This window comes from Lysinibacillus sp. NPDC059133 (assembly GCF_042755925.1).
Taxonomy (GTDB): Bacteria; Bacillota; Bacilli; order Bacillales_A; family Planococcaceae; genus Lysinibacillus.
The window spans coordinates 1-15,765 of the sequence record NZ_JBHZDH010000055.1 but is presented as its reverse complement, the minus strand read 5'-3'; the positions used below and the strand labels follow the sequence as shown (position 1 = coordinate 15,765).

18 protein-coding genes and 3 pseudogenes are annotated in these 15,765 nt (G+C 31.9%); 10 read left to right on the top strand and 11 right to left on the bottom strand.

Annotated features, from left to right (window positions below):
• Positions 1-56: 56 nt before the first annotated feature.
• Positions 57-365, bottom strand: coding sequence for a DNA-binding protein (locus tag ACFXN8_RS21730; RefSeq protein ID WP_386847614.1), 309 nt, complete (start codon positions 363-365; stop codon positions 57-59).
• Positions 366-571: 206 nt separating this feature from the next.
• Complete coding sequence (locus ACFXN8_RS21725; RefSeq protein WP_386847613.1) at positions 572-760, bottom strand: helix-turn-helix transcriptional regulator; 189 nt, start codon at positions 758-760, stop codon at positions 572-574.
• A gap of 166 nt (positions 761-926) precedes the next feature.
• On the opposite strand from ACFXN8_RS21725, the gene ACFXN8_RS21720 reads away from it, so the two are divergent.
• The 6 genes from ACFXN8_RS21720 (at position 927) to ACFXN8_RS21695 (ending at position 6,191) form a co-directional block, all read left to right on the top strand.
• Positions 927-1,304 (top strand): helix-turn-helix domain-containing protein, encoded by a 378-nt coding sequence (locus tag ACFXN8_RS21720; RefSeq protein WP_386847612.1) that lies wholly within the window; start codon positions 927-929, stop codon positions 1,302-1,304.
• A gap of 136 nt (positions 1,305-1,440) precedes the next feature.
• Entirely contained in the window at positions 1,441-2,520 is a 1,080-nt protein-coding gene (locus ACFXN8_RS21715; protein ID WP_386847611.1) for a nucleoid-associated protein, read from the top strand.
• Positions 2,521-2,525: 5 nt separating this feature from the next.
• A complete protein-coding gene (locus ACFXN8_RS21710; protein WP_386847610.1) occupies positions 2,526-4,004 on the top strand; it encodes a hypothetical protein in 1,479 nt (492 codons plus the stop codon).
• 98 nt (positions 4,005-4,102) lie between these two features.
• A complete protein-coding gene (locus tag ACFXN8_RS21705; RefSeq protein WP_386847609.1) occupies positions 4,103-4,573 on the top strand; it encodes an ImmA/IrrE family metallo-endopeptidase in 471 nt (156 codons plus the stop codon).
• A 98-nt stretch (positions 4,574-4,671) separates the two neighbouring features.
• On the top strand, positions 4,672-5,043 hold the full coding sequence (locus ACFXN8_RS21700; protein WP_386847608.1) for a helix-turn-helix domain-containing protein: 372 nt from the start codon (positions 4,672-4,674) through the stop codon (positions 5,041-5,043).
• Complete coding sequence (locus tag ACFXN8_RS21695; protein WP_386847607.1) at positions 5,043-6,191, top strand: tyrosine-type recombinase/integrase; 1,149 nt, start codon at positions 5,043-5,045, stop codon at positions 6,189-6,191. The genes ACFXN8_RS21700 and ACFXN8_RS21695 overlap by 1 nt, the downstream gene beginning before the upstream one ends.
• Positions 6,192-6,265: 74 nt before the next feature.
• Here ACFXN8_RS21695 and ACFXN8_RS21690 read toward each other — a convergent pair whose 3' ends face one another.
• Both ACFXN8_RS21690 and ACFXN8_RS21685 read right to left on the bottom strand, forming a co-directional pair.
• Positions 6,266-7,126 (bottom strand): HNH endonuclease, encoded by an 861-nt coding sequence (locus tag ACFXN8_RS21690; protein WP_386847606.1) that lies wholly within the window; start codon positions 7,124-7,126, stop codon positions 6,266-6,268.
• Complete coding sequence (locus ACFXN8_RS21685) at positions 7,119-8,612, bottom strand: ATP-dependent nuclease (protein WP_386847605.1); 1,494 nt, start codon at positions 8,610-8,612, stop codon at positions 7,119-7,121. Before ACFXN8_RS21685 ends, ACFXN8_RS21690 begins: the two co-directional genes overlap by 8 nt.
• A gap of 1,047 nt (positions 8,613-9,659) precedes the next feature.
• Here ACFXN8_RS21685 and ACFXN8_RS21680 point away from each other — a divergent pair.
• Together ACFXN8_RS21680 and ACFXN8_RS21675 are read left to right on the top strand one after the other, a co-directional pair.
• Positions 9,660-10,022, top strand: coding sequence for an RNase A-like domain-containing protein (locus ACFXN8_RS21680; RefSeq protein WP_386847604.1), 363 nt, complete (start codon positions 9,660-9,662; stop codon positions 10,020-10,022).
• Positions 10,023-10,041: 19 nt separating this feature from the next.
• Positions 10,042-10,629 (top strand): hypothetical protein, encoded by a 588-nt coding sequence (locus ACFXN8_RS21675; RefSeq protein WP_386847603.1) that lies wholly within the window; start codon positions 10,042-10,044, stop codon positions 10,627-10,629.
• A gap of 511 nt (positions 10,630-11,140) precedes the next feature.
• Here ACFXN8_RS21675 and ACFXN8_RS21670 read toward each other — a convergent pair.
• From ACFXN8_RS21670 to ACFXN8_RS21650, 5 genes and pseudogenes are all read right to left on the bottom strand, one after another.
• On the bottom strand, positions 11,141-11,305 hold the full coding sequence (locus ACFXN8_RS21670) for a hypothetical protein (protein WP_386847602.1): 165 nt from the start codon (positions 11,303-11,305) through the stop codon (positions 11,141-11,143).
• Positions 11,306-11,380: 75 nt separating this feature from the next.
• A pseudogene (locus ACFXN8_RS21665) lies at positions 11,381-11,812 on the bottom strand (peptidoglycan recognition protein family protein); the annotation flags it as partial.
• Positions 11,809-12,272: pseudogene (locus tag ACFXN8_RS21660) on the bottom strand (phage holin family protein). The pseudogenes ACFXN8_RS21665 and ACFXN8_RS21660, both read right to left, overlap by 4 nt.
• 188 nt (positions 12,273-12,460) lie before the next feature.
• Positions 12,461-12,616 carry a hypothetical protein gene (locus tag ACFXN8_RS21655; RefSeq protein ID WP_386847601.1) on the bottom strand — a complete coding sequence of 52 codons (156 nt, stop codon included), beginning with the start codon at positions 12,614-12,616 and terminating at the stop codon, positions 12,461-12,463.
• Positions 12,617-12,722: 106 nt separating this feature from the next.
• Entirely contained in the window at positions 12,723-12,848 is a 126-nt protein-coding gene (locus ACFXN8_RS21650) for a hypothetical protein (RefSeq protein WP_386847600.1), read from the bottom strand.
• 74 nt (positions 12,849-12,922) lie between these two features.
• Between ACFXN8_RS21650 and ACFXN8_RS21645 the strand changes: the two genes are divergently transcribed.
• Complete coding sequence (locus ACFXN8_RS21645; protein WP_386847599.1) at positions 12,923-13,321, top strand: hypothetical protein; 399 nt, start codon at positions 12,923-12,925, stop codon at positions 13,319-13,321.
• A gap of 141 nt (positions 13,322-13,462) precedes the next feature.
• Positions 13,463-13,702, top strand: a complete 240-nt coding sequence (locus tag ACFXN8_RS21640; protein WP_386847598.1) for a hypothetical protein — start codon at positions 13,463-13,465, stop codon at positions 13,700-13,702.
• A 293-nt stretch (positions 13,703-13,995) separates the two neighbouring features.
• On the opposite strand, the gene ACFXN8_RS21635 is transcribed toward ACFXN8_RS21640, so the two are convergent.
• Together ACFXN8_RS21635 and ACFXN8_RS21630 are read right to left on the bottom strand one after the other, a co-directional pair.
• Positions 13,996-14,217: a hypothetical protein gene (locus tag ACFXN8_RS21635; protein WP_386847597.1), complete on the bottom strand. Its 222-nt coding sequence runs from the start codon at positions 14,215-14,217 to the stop codon at positions 13,996-13,998.
• A 378-nt stretch (positions 14,218-14,595) separates the two neighbouring features.
• Positions 14,596-15,038 (bottom strand): annotated as a pseudogene (locus tag ACFXN8_RS21630) (Holliday junction resolvase RecU).
• Positions 15,039-15,765 lie beyond the last annotated feature (727 nt).

Below are 15,765 nucleotides of genomic sequence, written 5' to 3'. Positions count from 1 at the left end.
TTCCAAACTGGAATACTCTATTCAGTTGTTGTGCGATAAAATTTTTATATGAAGCATCACACAATGGATTTAAAGTACGTGGTATGCGTATTCACCCATTCCGTGTGTTCATCAATCCAATGCAACAAGGCTTTAGTTGGGATTAACACCCTCCCTGCCTCGTGAAACTTAGGAAAATCCGCTCGTCCCAATAATGCCGATGCCTTTGTATCCTTAATATCAAACAACGCCTTCAACTGATCGCGGGTTAACAAGATTGGGAGCTCTTTAATTAATGGCTTCGGGGCAAGTGCTTTCTCCAATTCCTCTCGTACCATTTCACGAAATTCTTGCTTAATCTCCGCTTTAAACTCCTCGCTTAACATCCTCTCACCTCTTTTAGAAAAATATTTAATATTCACCTGAAATTCACTGCACTTCCCCTAACTCACGCTAACTCCAAATACCCCTAATAAAATAAGCCTCTTCCAAGTAAAAACTTTAGCGGAAACTTTTTTAATAAATATTCCTTAATAGTTTGCTAACCCATCATTCTCACCTACTCCAATCATCAATGTTCCTAAAAGGAACATTAATCTTTAAAAAAATTTGACCAGTCAAATCCTAATGCAACAGCAATTTTTTTAGCTGTATCAACATTGGGCGTTTTTAAACCCAATTCAATTTGAGTATAGTAACTTCTTGAAATATTCGATAGTTCAGCTATTTCTTCTTGAGTAGCTTTTTTCATCAATCGAATATCTTTAAGCCAAGTCCTCATGATTCACCTCCAAAAGTTCTCTTAAGTAACTTTCTTACCCCTATATTATGTCACTATCAGGAACATGTCAATATTTTTTATAAAAAAAGTAACACTTTAAAGAACATTCGTAGAAGTTACTGACAGAAACATTTAGAATGAATAATAAGATGAAAGGATGGGTTGAATGGATACTTTTTCAAAGCGTTTAAAAGCCTGTCGAGAAAAAAAGAAAAGCTCTAATCCTTTATGGACTCAGAGTTATGCTGCAGATAAAATCGGAGTAGCACGTACTACGTACACAGCTTATGAAAATGGAACTAAAACTCCACCATTAGATACAGTAAATTTAATTGCTGATTTATTCGAAGTCAGCACCGACTACCTTCTTGGCCGCACAGACACCACTGCTCTCACAGCACAAGAAAAAGACGAAGCTGCTTTCCAAGCCTTCGCCAACGATCCAGAACTTAATGTTTTTTACAAAGAGCTTCCCGAATCCGACGAGGAAGCAGTTCGTAAACTACGAAACATTTGGGAAATCATAAAAAACGAGAAAAAATAGGATATGCTGCAATGGCATGTCCTTAACAACAACAATAGATGTAAATTTAAAACATAAATGGTTTTATTTTTTTATTCAAGAGATAGATAAATATACTCAAGACTATTTAATCACTAACAAACGAAGGAGTTTTTTCATGTTAACCATAAGTAATTTCGCCTTAAATAATGCTATTATTCATCGTCTAAACAACCAGGTAAGTGATGGCTTAGAACTATCCTCATTTGCCCTAGATTTAGAAGATGATTTTAAAGAAGTTTTAGAATTACATAGTAAGAATGCTTTAACAGATAAAAAAATAAGATATACAAAATACATAAATGCTGTTGAAAATACTGTACATAGTGAAACTACTAGATTTGTTAATGGTGAAGCTGCATTCATAGAATATTCTCATATGATAGCTAAAAGACTATATTCTTTTATGGGAAATAAAGCAATATCACCCGGTGATTTATTAGTAGCCGATATAAGTATTAATGGTAATAGACACATTGCTTTATTGAAGCTTGATTATAAAAATCAGTATTTATCAAAAGTTGAAGATATTGGAGGAAAAAAGAAAATTTCTATAGAGAAAAAAGATAATGCATGGCCTGAAGCTGGTACAAGACTACAAAAAGCAGCATTTATTAGATCTAATTTACATTTAGAAGATGATACTATATACGATGTAATAATGTTAGATAGACAAAATAGACAAACTAGTATTGATGATAATGCAGCTTCATTATTCTTTTCAAATAGTTTTTTGAATGTAAAATTAATAGAGGATACCGATTCTAATACAATCGCTTTTATCAAAGGTGCACAAGAGATTAAGAGTAAATATGCTTCATTAAATATTTCACAAGAGAAAGCCAAAGAAATTTATGATTATGCTATTAGTCAAGTTTTAACTGTTGATAAGATTAATGTTAACAATTTTGCAGAAAACTTTTTTGACAGAGAAGAAGGATTTGAAGAACAGTTTAACGAAGTAAAATCAATATTCGAAAGTAATGGTTTAAAAAGAACCGAATTTGATAAATCTAAAACCATCGCGGAAAAGTATTCAAGAAATAGGAAAATTTTTTTAAACGGTATCAAATTAACTATTGACAATAACATCTATAATGATTCAGATAGATTTAAGATTAAATCTTACAAAAACTCTGCTGGTATTGAAGTTGCTGATATTACAATTACCGGACTTGAAATAAAAAAATGGGAGTGAGCGTTATGCTAAGAGAAAAAAAAATAATAGATACTCTTAGCACTCACGATTTTACATATATAAGTGAAGACGGTTTAGAAATAAAATTCCAAAAGAAAATCAATAAAAACGAATTGAATGATTTAATTGATAATTTATTTACTGAATTAGGGATTCCCTTCTCTTTAAATATTGATAATGATGAAAATGTGCATATTCCAAATGAGAGAGATACTATTGATGGAATCTTTATAAAGTTACTATCTAATGAAATCATAAGTATTATTATTTCTTTAAAAAAATCTGATATTGTACTCAAAAAAGATGATATAAATCAAATAATTTTTTATAACTCGGACAATCTATTCAATCATCTAAATCAACTTAGTTTTGATAATTTTACTAACTATATTTTCTCTAATAAAAGCAGAAGTCGAATTTTGATTATTAACGATGAGAACACAATTAAATATACCAACGGTTTTATTTTTATCTCTGATTTAACCGAAGATTTTACAGAAGAAGAATATAATTCACCAATGATTGATGAAATTGAAAACCGTAATAATAAATTCAAAAAATTATCTTCAGGAGAATTTTCTACCTTATCGTTAATTCCTGAACAGATATACGTACCTTCTGAGGAGCTTTCTATCCATAAAATATTTAATAAATGGTGTTATACGCTATGTTTAAGCTTTCTTTCTTCATACACTGAGGCAGCATATGTTGAGAAAAAAATTATTTTCCATTATCAAGGACCAAAAAAAATAAAATTGTTTTTGGATTTAGACTACGATCTGAATAACGACTTAATATTTGAGTTCTATGAATGGATATATTCAGAAAAAACTGAAGACAAATTAAAATTATTTCAAAATCTATTTCCTTCTTTATATGGTAGTGAAGATGAAATCGAAATTGAAACTTTTTTAAAAATCCTACAGAGTATTGTAAGTACTACAAAAGAGAATTTTAACTTTTTTATTCAAGATAATATTAAAACATTTGTTGAGGAAAGAAAAAAGATAGAAGACTTAGTGACAAATACCGGAAATCAAATTTCTCTTGAAATAAATAAAATTACCGAGCTTTTAATAAAAATGCTTTCCGGTATTTTCCTTTCGGTTTTAACTTCTATACTTGCAGCACTATTTAGAGTACAGCATTTAAGCTATATCAGTTACGCATTATACCTTTTTGCTGCAATAATAATAATTACAACAATATATGTAATTTCTTTTTCAGCTATAAATATTAAGATTTCAAAAAAACTATTTGATACTAGAATAAATGAATATAAATATTTATTTGATGATGGTAAATTCAACAACATAAAAAAATCTGTAACGAGTAGAAGTAGACTATTTTATACTTCAGTTTTTTTAACTTCTATAATAATTGCTATCATGGCGTTTTTTGTTTTCTCATTAGGAAAGTATTTCCAAAATCAAGGCAATGGCTTTATAGAATTTTTAAAGACAAATATAAATAATATGGTATGAAAATAATTTTTAATTTACCCTACTTCCTAATAGTAGGGTTTTATTGTACACTTAAACAGAACGTTTGTTCTAAATTTGTTTTGATTGGAGATGTTTGGATGAGTTACACAACGTATACTGAGAATTTAATTAAGGAGCTTTACAATCGTATGGGAATTCTAACGCCTCAGAATCTAGATTTTCAAACGATTGCAATGCAACTTCAAATTCAAGTGTTTTACTGGCCGGATAATAGCCAAGCTCTTTTTTTGAAGGAACGTGCATACATATTTTTGAATGAGCTACTTACCAAGCAACAACAGTGGCAAGATTTTTGCCATGAGCTTGCTCATGTGATATTACACATTGGGTATCAAGGGCGTATGTCTCCCCTATTCCGTGATTACCAAGAGAATAAGGCAAATAACTTCATGTACCATGCTTGTATTCCCTCTTTCATGCTGGATAAACTAGAACAATCTGTTGATAATGCCCTCACTATCCAACATGTACAACAACTATTTAATGTCGAATACGATTTTGCAGTAAAACGATTGGAACAATACATAGGCAACAAACAATTATTCTGAGTTGGAATAGACTGTGGGATGCAGCTGTTTTAAATTCATTAAAAGATAGACATGCACATAAATAGGCATTCAAAACAAATGAAATGAAGGTGAAGGAAATGAGTTTAGGTGAATTACTGAAAGAACTTCGTGGTGATGAGGGCTTACGGGATGCAGCAAAAAGAATGGAAATTACGTATTCTTACTTGGCCATGTTAGAAAAAGACACTGATCGACGCACAGGTAAACCGCTAAAGCCAACACCTGAAACACTACAGCAAATCGCCATCGCCTATAAATATGACTACATGAAGCTGATTGAGGCTGCTGGTTATTTGCATGATGTGGATTACAATCCATCACTAAAAGCGCCGTTTGCACATAACCCCTCTTTACAGCAATGGTATAAATCTTTACCCGACTGTAACGAAAAGGACGTTGAGAAACTGAAAACAATCTGGCAAGTAATTCATGAAGGTGGTGACAACTAGTGCATTTCGTTCAAATTAATAAGACAACTTGGCGTTGTACTGGTGAAGGCCCTCGTAACCCTTCCACTGGTAAACGTCGCCAAATTACACGTCGTGGTAAAAGTAAAAGCGAGGCTCGTGAAAGAGTAGAAAAAGCGATTGCTGCGTTAAAGAAAGCATATACCTTTGATGCAAAGATAACGTTTGATGAATTTAGCCAGGATTGGCTAAAGCTCTACCGAATGAAAGGAAATAAGGAAACGACTAATGAACAGCGTGCTTACTGCATTTCCCTACTCAATCGTTACTTAGCGAAAAAGAAGATGACTGCCATCTCAACTATTGAATTGCAAGGTGTCCTCAATCACTTATTTGAAAACGGCACAGCATTTAATACACTGCGTGGCACCCACAATGCAGCCAAAATGATTTTTGCCTATGCGAAGGAAACTAGATTAATTGAGATGAATCCTGTTGAAGCAACATTTGTCCCGAAGAAGAAAATGACGTTAGAGGAAGTAACTATTGAAGAGACAGCAAAGCTTTATCTAGAAACAGATGAATTGAAGGAATTTTTAAGTTACGTGGACAAGCATCGAAATATAATGTATCGCACTTTAATTTACACAATCGCCTTTACAGGTATGCGCCCAGGAGAAGCTGTTGCTCTAAAGTATGAGGATATCGACCTAAAGAAGAATGTTATTCACATCAGCAAAACCGTGTATGCAAAAAAAAGCATACGAGGTGACTTCGAGCTCACTCCCCCAAAAACATTTGGCAGCATCCGCTCCATAGATATTGATGATATTGTGGTAGAGAAATTGAAACAGCTCTATCAATGGCGTGAAGATCGTGAATGGATAAAATCCGATTTTGTATTTGGTGACAAGGAAGGCATCCCCCCTACTGTCAAGATGCTTAACCAAACTGTCCGACGACTTGGAGCTCTTACTGACATTCAAAAACAATTCCGCACCTACATCCTCCGCCATACACATATTAGTCTGTTGGCAGAGGCTGGTGTGGACTTGAATTTCATTATGAATCGTGTTGGTCATAAAAACTCTGATACAACAACGAAGATTTATTTACATATTACATCTGGAATGCGAGCAACCGCTACTGAGAAAATGCATTTAAGGTTTACAAAACTATTAAAAAAGTAACAAAGCATTGTTAGTCAAAAAACATAAAAGGAAGTTTCTTCACAAAATTAGTTATAGCCAATATTCACTTATAATCAATAGTTTTTTAACCAGTTTATAAATACATCTGAACTTCTAAGACTATCATACATTGCAGTTTTCCAATGATTAACCAAATTATATTGACAACTTATATATTTACTATTCAAATCATCTTTTATCACAAGTGCAGCTTCAGTAAAAGTTGCACCATTTTGTAAACAAGAATTATGTAAGTCCTTTAAATAAAATAAGTTATCAGAAAACTCTTCTGTCGCAAAATTCATAAATAAATCATTTAAATTGAAAGTTTCAAAATGATATTGCATTCTATCAAATTTTTCTTTATCCCAATTTGACGGTTTAACAACCTTGAATCGGAATCCTACAGTTTCTGGATAAATCCCGATCTCACAGTATAACCATCGAGAATCATCAACATTATCAAAATATGGATGAAGAAATAAAAGTTCTTCATCTGTAGTTTTAGCAAGTTTTGTAGTGTTACAATCTTTACAACACGGGACTAAATTTATCGGAGTTACAGCATAAATTGGAAAAGAGGATTTTGGTAGAAAATGATCTAATGTAGTACTTTTACCATATCCGCAAAAAGGACATTTTCTCGATGAAGCTAATAATATGTCATAAAAATCCCTGGATGGATTTTCCTTTTTAACCATTTTATTATAGAGAAACATCATTTGATTTTTTGTTATTTGTCCATTTATATCACTATGACTCTGAATTGTATGCAAATTACCTGTACTTCCCTTTCTTTCGTATGATTTCTCAGCAGATTCATATAAAGATAAATTGGAATTTACATCAGTAAATAAAGTATTATCCATAATATTACTTATGCAGGATATCAAAACTTCTTTACTAGATAGGGTGGGAGGAGGGAGTTTACGCATCTCTATTCCCTCCTTTTGAAAATAACATTGATCTAATTAAGGTTTTGGCTTCAAGTCCTATTTTCCCATCCAATTCTTCCAATATTTCGTCGTAAGAGAACCCTTTTTTCACAAATTCAGTTAATATTCTATGAAAACCAGATTCCCTAACTTCTAAACCAAATATTTCACGTGTTAAGGTCCCAATATTTTCACCAAATGTTTCAATATTTGGTGATTCAAAATCAACATAATTATTGTTTCTGTTCATAATTTTTACACATTCAGAAGGTACTTCCTGAACAATTACTGGTGAATGCGTTGCAATTAATGCTACTGCATTTCTTGTGATTAATAATTCAGACAATGCCCTTGTAAAGGCAGAAAGTAAGGGAGGGTGCAAGTGTAGTTCAGGTTCATCTAAAATTACAAGTGTTCTCTCTTCAACCTTTTCTACTAATTGAGTGATTGTTAGTAATACAATTTTATGCCCAGAACTTAATTTTTGAAATACCAATTCAGCTTTATCAATAGAATGGTCCTCAATTAATTCTTCAATCCCGATACTATCGAAGATTGGATCACTATTCAACATTTCAATAGTTCTTTTCCATCTCGAACTTTTACCTGAAGACTTAATTCCATATAAACTTAATTGAAAATCTTTAACTAAATCATCAAAAGTCTTTGGGAGATACTTATCTCCCTCATTTTTTACCAAACCAATTCTATCAAATTTTAATCCTGTAATATTATCTACACTATAAACATTCTCATTTTCAAAAGAGCTAAAGGACACTAATAAAATGCCTGCAAAAAGTTCTTCTTCTACATCTGTATAAATATTACCGTAACTTAGATCATCGGTCATTCCATAATTAACCAAATTTCTAATTAGGTTTGTTTTACCAACACCGTTTCTACCAATTAAAACATGAATATTCATTGGGGGCATTTGATGTGGCACAACATGCAAAGTAAGAGTAGAATCCAGATTATTATCTGGTAGCTCATATTCAAAATAATATTCACTTAGTTTTGCATTTCCGTTTGCCAATCTTCTATATTGACCTTTAACAGATACTCTTGATACATCCCTTAATAAGGATCTGCTCAATACATATTCATTTTTTACATCTTTATAAATTTCATCATTAAGAGCAATATCATTTAACCCTTTTAATATTTCTACCCTTAAATCTTCACCTAATTTATTTAAATTAGTATAATAACTTACATCCTGGCCAATTGAAAAAAAGTCATGAATTAGATTATTAAACGATTTTGGCAAATCTGGAGAAATATATTCAACTGAGTCAGGTTTCTGCATCAACCCTTTCTGCCCTATTTTAACTGAACCTATCCATTCAACATTTTCCGATGTGGCATAATACATCCCAAATAAGGTTCTAAATTCAAACCAATCATTCCAATTATCTGGTACGAGGAAAATAACTGGTTTAGTTGTTGTATAAGGCCTATCATTTTCCAAAATATAAAATTCCAATTTTAAAGTACTCCTTCCAATAGAGTAACTGTGAATAATTACTCAACTTACCGATGATACTGCTTTATTTCACAGGAATAAATTACTGTTTATAGAATATTATACATATAGTTTAAGGTCGACACTATACATTTTATTAAGTATATTTTTAAAATTCATGATCATTTTATACACAAAACCTTTATTGAGTGTTACTCTAAATCCCTTTTCTTGGTAATTATGTTATTAAAAACCTAATATGCAAATAAAGAATAACTACAGTTAAAATAAGTGTAGTTAAAAAATATTATTTTTGTTGTTCAGTAATTCTTGTCTTTTTATACATTTCATGTCTCCTAAGAAACCCTAGAAAAATGTTTAGTAAATGTGACTTTTTTCAAAATTCCACTTTAATTATCCTCTTTAACTCTTGATGTATTAAGATAAAGCAAAAGCATGAACGCTTATATTCATCGTAAGCGTTCATGCTTTTACCCTCTTTCATATGTATTCGCAAAGGTTATTATAGCAAGGTTTTGCGACATTGTATAATGATTCGATTTCACCGTTATTCACTTACTTTCGGAATTTTGGTTGCTTTTATGTTGCTTTTATGTTGCTTTGGTTGCTTTTTATTTTTAGTAATTTACTTATGAAAATTGAAGATTTCATCGGAGTGTCAGTGTTGCTCTTATATTAAACCTTAGTTTGGAAGGTTGTGGCTGTTCTTAAGACTAAATGAAGCGGTACAAAATAAAAAAGATACCCCTTCTAATGAAATAGTAGCTCTAACTTTACTCTCTTCTGTTGTTTTCGACACATCTTTAAACGAGTTGTCTCCCCTTTAGCAATTAAGGGGATGGATACATATATGATGCAAAAAAGAAAACATATAAACATGTTGATAAGCTTAATACAGGAAAAATACTGTTAAAAAAAGATACAAGTAATGAATATGTTTTTTTGTATTAACCAGTTACCCTATAGTAAAAAAATAATTACAACCGTTGAAGTTTTATTTTTTATTTATTAACATATTCTTTAATCAGTTTTAAAGGGAGAGAAAAAATGATATCAAATAATGAAGTAATGTTTTGTAAATTGACGGATGAAGAACTTAAAAGAAAATTAAGAATTTCATTTACTGATATCACGTGTTTTTATAATCGAGATACAGCAATAAATGCTATAAATGAAACTTTAATGATGCATAGCGAAGAAATCGCAGAATGGATATGGCAAGATTCCAGTGAATCACATAGACGTATGAGATTAGAGACTACTCACCAATTCCCTATAGGCTATGGTATTTCAAAAAAGGGAAAACAAAAATATACTGACTTAACAAAGAGTTATCTTATTTTAGAAAAGTCTGGCTTGCAGGACGAAGGATTTTATATAATTTTTACTGCACCATTAATTGAATACTAGCTAAAAGGAGTCGCTAAATATGATAGTTATAGAAGAAATAAAGTATTTTATAGAAGCATATTTTTACCAGGGTATTGGCTGGGATCTGATAGAAGATGCAGTTATTGATCACCGAAGCATAAGTAAAGAGGAACGAACTAAATTCAAAGAAGAAATTTTATATATAAAAAATTTGTTAGATCAAAATCAATTTGAAATAGTAAATAAAATTATTGTGAGCAATGATTTAGAAGGTACAAAAGTAAGTGCCATCGAGGGTATGCAAAGATTTGTAAATGCAATTTTACCTCTTATAGAAAAATTCGAATTTAAAAAAGAAATTTCTTATATTCCATTAAAAAGTCTAAAATATATGATTGAAACGATAATAATCCCAACAGATACATCATTATCTTATCCATTTTTTTCAGCATTTATCCAAAAAGAAGGGGATACATTTATTCAACATTTCAAGCAAGATTTAGAATATGTAGAACAAGCCTTTAAAGAGAATGATACATCAAAGATTGAAGAGATACTTCAAATTTCGCATGAAAAAGGTGTTTATATTTTTGACTCTGAATATAGAGATTCTTTTATTCAAGAAGTTATGGAGAGTTTGTCATAATTAATGATATGAGGCTAGCTGACCTCTCACACTACCATACGTATGATTTCGTATACGTAGAATGAATCTCTGTATTTAAATTTCTATGTATTTAATCAGAACTTCCCATTAAAATGCACTATGTAATTAAAATTTATTACATAAGAGTAAGGTAAAGTGAAATCATTTTCAATAAATGATAATGTTAACATTGTTCCTTATATACGGACTAAGAGGCGATGGAACTTATTTGATTTGTTATAGTGGATGGAGAGCTCATTTTCACTAAGATGATAAAGAAATACTAAATGCTTCTATATCTGAAGAAAGTCCATATTTAATAAGATTTAAAAGTACCGCATTCCATACTTTTGGTAAAGATGTAGAGATAGTAAAAGAAAATTTACAAGGAAAACACGAGATAAGAGAATTTCAATATTTTGCTCAGACAGAGATGAAGATTGTTATGTAACATTTTAATCATGAATTAAAAATGACCAAGAAGGCTATTAAGCTTCTTGGTCTTTACATTTTAGTTACTACGCTGTGCAATGATGATTTTCAGTCCTTCAAAACCGCCTGCAGTTAAATAACCTTTATCAAATATAAGCCATGACTTATCAATCAGCTTTTTATCTACAGATTGTTTGATGTAATCACGTACTGCAGTTTTTGTTGTCTCATTCGTAAATTTCATTTTATCATCATCCTTTTCAGTCACTTCGTTTTTGTTATTCATTGCATCTGCTATACGCTTTAAAAAGCTATTTCAACGTTTTTCACCTAAAATTCGATGTGGGCAATATTTGCCGTTCCAATCCTGGTGCTTTTTCACTTGCTCAATGCCCCAACCAAACTGCTTTAATAGCTTAGGTATATATGGACAGCATTTTCTTCTGCAGCAATATAACGAGATCCACCACTTTTGCTGTAACAGATTTCAATACCGATACTTTGTCGATTCCCTTTACCTTGTCAATCCCCACAATGCCAAGCGTTACGGTTAAAAGGTATAGCCTGGATTACTTCTTTATCGTCCACATCAACATGGTAGGATACTTGATTGCTGTTAGATAACATATATCGGATTTCATTTTCAGCAGATGCATCGTTAGCCGTATTGTGTACTGTGACGAATTGTCGCGTCATAGTGTAAAGGATACTTACTTGCAGGCAATAAATTCTTTTTAAATGAGTATCTCATTTGTTATCACCTTCCTCTTTCGCTTTCAATTCTTTATCAACGTCTTTTCCTGTTAATTCATTTAATACTTCATTTGTAAAACTTTCTTCTGATTGATTTTCTATGACTTTTAACTTTTCAGCTAATTGTCGTGGAACTAATACACCTAGTTGAGCCATGTTTTCAATAATTGATAAGGCTTCGTTAGCTATATAAAAAAGCACTGTCGCAATGTAAGTGTTCCATCTAATGACAGTACTTGATCGATAATATTTGCTGTGATAATAGCAATAAAAATTAATAATTTTCTTGCGTAACCAAATAAAGATTTTCGACTCCATAAATTCGTATTTTTAACCGCCTTAAAGATGCCTGTTAAAATGTCCAATACCATTAGCACTAATAACAATTCGACAAACTTCACCCCACCAAATAAATATAAATGTGCTACTTCTAAATACTCCAAATCCATACCTCCCATATTGCACACTCCTTTTCTGCATAATAAAAGCCCTCTACAATAATCTGTGGAAGGCCTGATATTAAAGCATTTTATTTAATTCAATTACAAACTCTTGATAAGTTTTAATATTTTCACTTAAGCGAGATTCTTTTTTAGTAAGCTCTACTACTTCATTCACAACCATATCAATATTTGCCTTTACGATTTCAGTTCTTGAGCCAGGAGTAACTATCCTGAGCCGTTTTTGCCCCAACGACCATTTCAGCACGCATTTCATTGATAGCATTAACCATCCAGTGGTAGTCCGTAATTATTGCATCTAAAGCATCTAGTGTAATAACTATTGCTCTCTCTTTTAACATAGTTTTGCCCTCCTATGTGTTATAATGCTGTAATCTGACTAGCTTAAATAGAAGGGCATAAACCAATTCTTAGCTGTAGCGTGTATCGACGCTGCGGCTTTTTCTTTTATTCTAAGTAATTTCGAATTTGTTTAAGCTCCTGTATTTCGGGCAATTTAACAGTGTGATCTTTAATGCTACTTAATGCTTGTGCATCAGCAAACGATGTTAAAAGTACTGAACGAATTTTCATAATAAAACCTCCATTTATTAACTTTAAAGGTTATAATAAGGTATAAAAATACTAAATTCTAAGGAGAATAATGAATGAAAATTCAAACCGGTAATACATTAAATTATTTGAAAACAGAGGTAAATAAAAATATAAAAACAGAAAGTCTCTTAGATTTATTTGGAATTGAAGATATACATAAAGACGAAGACGAAAACGAAAAAAATAACAAACCTAAACTTGAAATCAGATATGAAGATGGTTATATACGGACATATATTGTGAAAACAATTGGAAAAAAATTAGTTAGATTACTTATTAGGGAGGTTAAACAAACCCAAGAAAACATGAAAGAGTCCGAAAATTTAAATGATATTTCTCACGATATGTTGTTACAACAGCTTGAAAAGCTATTTAATCCAAAAAAATACGAACAGAATACTTCTATTTTTGAAAAAGAAAAGAATATTTCTAAATATAAAACAGGTATTTGAGGACGATCAATATAAACCATAATTAGAAATGATTATTAATTTGCATGAAGGTTTAACATCTCTTAAAGAGCTGTAGCGTCTGCAAACGCTGCGGCTTTTTCTATGTTATAATTTACATATAATATATAATGAGGTAATTACATGGACTTATTAAAGGCTTTTGCATCTGGTGGATTAAGTGTGCTATTTATCATACTGCCAGTAATAATACTTATGGTTGTTGAAATTGGATGTATCGTTGTTTTTTCGTTAATATTCGAAAAACTACTACCCAACAAAATTTATAAATACCTTTTAGTCTGCGTGGCTCTAGTTGGTTTTTACATTTGGGCTATGCCAATGAATTTAGGATATTATGAGTTTTTTAGAGCGATGTTTTAATCGCTCTAAAAAACCCATATTGTTCATTAGTTTGCCGTAGCGTGTAACAACGCTAAGGTTTACCTTACTTGTTCTTTTTGCCAGGCTCTCCTTCCAGAGACTGTTGTCCAGGGTCCCATTGTAACGAAAATTATCGAAAAGGGAGTGGTGTTTATGATTAAATTGTTTACTACAACAGTAGGTATCAAAATAATCCTTGGTTTTGTGATTCTAATTTTAGATTGCATCATACTGAGCAACGCCGTCGCTACAGTGTCTGTTAAAGAGAATAACTTTTTCAAACTGTGCATTAACTAAAGATTAGACATATCATCTTTTAACCATTCAGTTTCCCCATGTTCCTCTTGTGTTTCTAGCGGCTCTTTTTGGTCAAACATATGCCAATAGTCCATAGCAAAAGGCTCTACTTTTTTAAAATATTCTTGAATCGTTTCCTCATAAACTTCAATCCAACTTAAAGTATTTGGGTTGCCTGTTAATTCCACTAAATGAAGTGCATCAGCTCCAGCAATCATATTGTATGGGACGTCATCTACATACTATTCAGAACCGATTTTTATAGTTTTATAAGTTTCAGTAGATGCACCATGTTCATCATAGATTTCTATTTCAAATGATTTTATACATTTATACTTTTTCAAATTTAACAACTCCTTTTATGAACAATTTCTTTCAAATCTTCACTTACCCCACCTACGTAAACGACTGATCTGCTCAAGCTCTTTCCCAATGCTCCGTAGTTGCCCATAAGTCTTGCATCTCCCACACTTTTTAGTAGGATCATAAGCTCTACGTTTCGGACATGCTTTGCACTCGAGAAAAGCTATGTGGTCCTGCTGATTGATTAGCCTAGCTCTACGCTGTTTAACTTCCTTGCGAACTGTATTCAGGCGTCATACCACTAACGCATCCAAATAATGCAGCGTATATCCATTCTTCGACTTAACCTCAATACACTCATTTTCAAAGGTCTTGTATGGTATTGATTTTCGACCGCCATTTTTAGCCGCTTCCCAGCTCATTTGTAGCACCTCAAAAGGCAGAAGTTAGGTTTACGAAAACTCACAAGGAGAAACGAAAATGCGTTATTTTTATGCCATGATTCTAGTAGTTCATATTGGTGATTCGATAAATTATCAAGAGGGAAACTAGCATTGCTTATTTCCTTCGCATCGAAGGTAATAGATCCTCCTTTATATACTCCGGCAAAATCAACCCATTCTGCTTTTTCTTTTCGCCCTTCGACAAAACGTCCATTGTCTTTAGTAATTTGCATTGGCGTAGGTACTTTTCGTATATCCGCTATACCTGAGTTGCGATATTTGTTGTTTGCCATAATAATTAAACGTTCAAAAGTCGTTCCTCGATTGGTGTATGAAGTATTTTTATAAACCATTTTAAACCTCCTGTTAGCACTTATATATTAAACAAGTCCATCTGCTGCCATTGTTCTTGTGGCAATTCTTTTATCACTTCTACTCCATGCTCATGTATATTTGTAAACCAATGAAGAGGAAACCTTGGCTCAGCTGGCCATTCCTCTGTTATGAGCTCGAAACGCTACGCAAAAAGTTTAGACCATATGATGAATAAACACAAAAAGCCCAGGCTCAAAATTTAATCTGAGTACCTGGGCTTTGCTCTTAATTACTACGCTGTGAAATGATGATTTTTAGTCCGCCTTCAATGTACCATCATCAAATTTATATAAACATGATTTATCAATTTTTCCTTTATCCACAGATTGTTTGATGTAATCACGTACTGCATCCTTTGGGGCACCATTAGTAAATTTCAGAATATCATCATCCATTTCTGTTTGTTGTGTTTGTTCATTTAATCCAGATAGAATGTATTTGTAACATGGTTCTTAAATCAGAATCTCAAAAATGAATTAACTCCTTTTAATGTGTTTAGCGGCTTTAAAAGATGCTGTCTGTATATTACGAGGGCACTGAATATAAAAATTCACGCGTGTTGATTATCTAGTTTCTTCCAATGAAAATTAAATAAAAAGAGAGATTCTCATGTAAAATTGTTAGTTACCACACAAACAATTACGA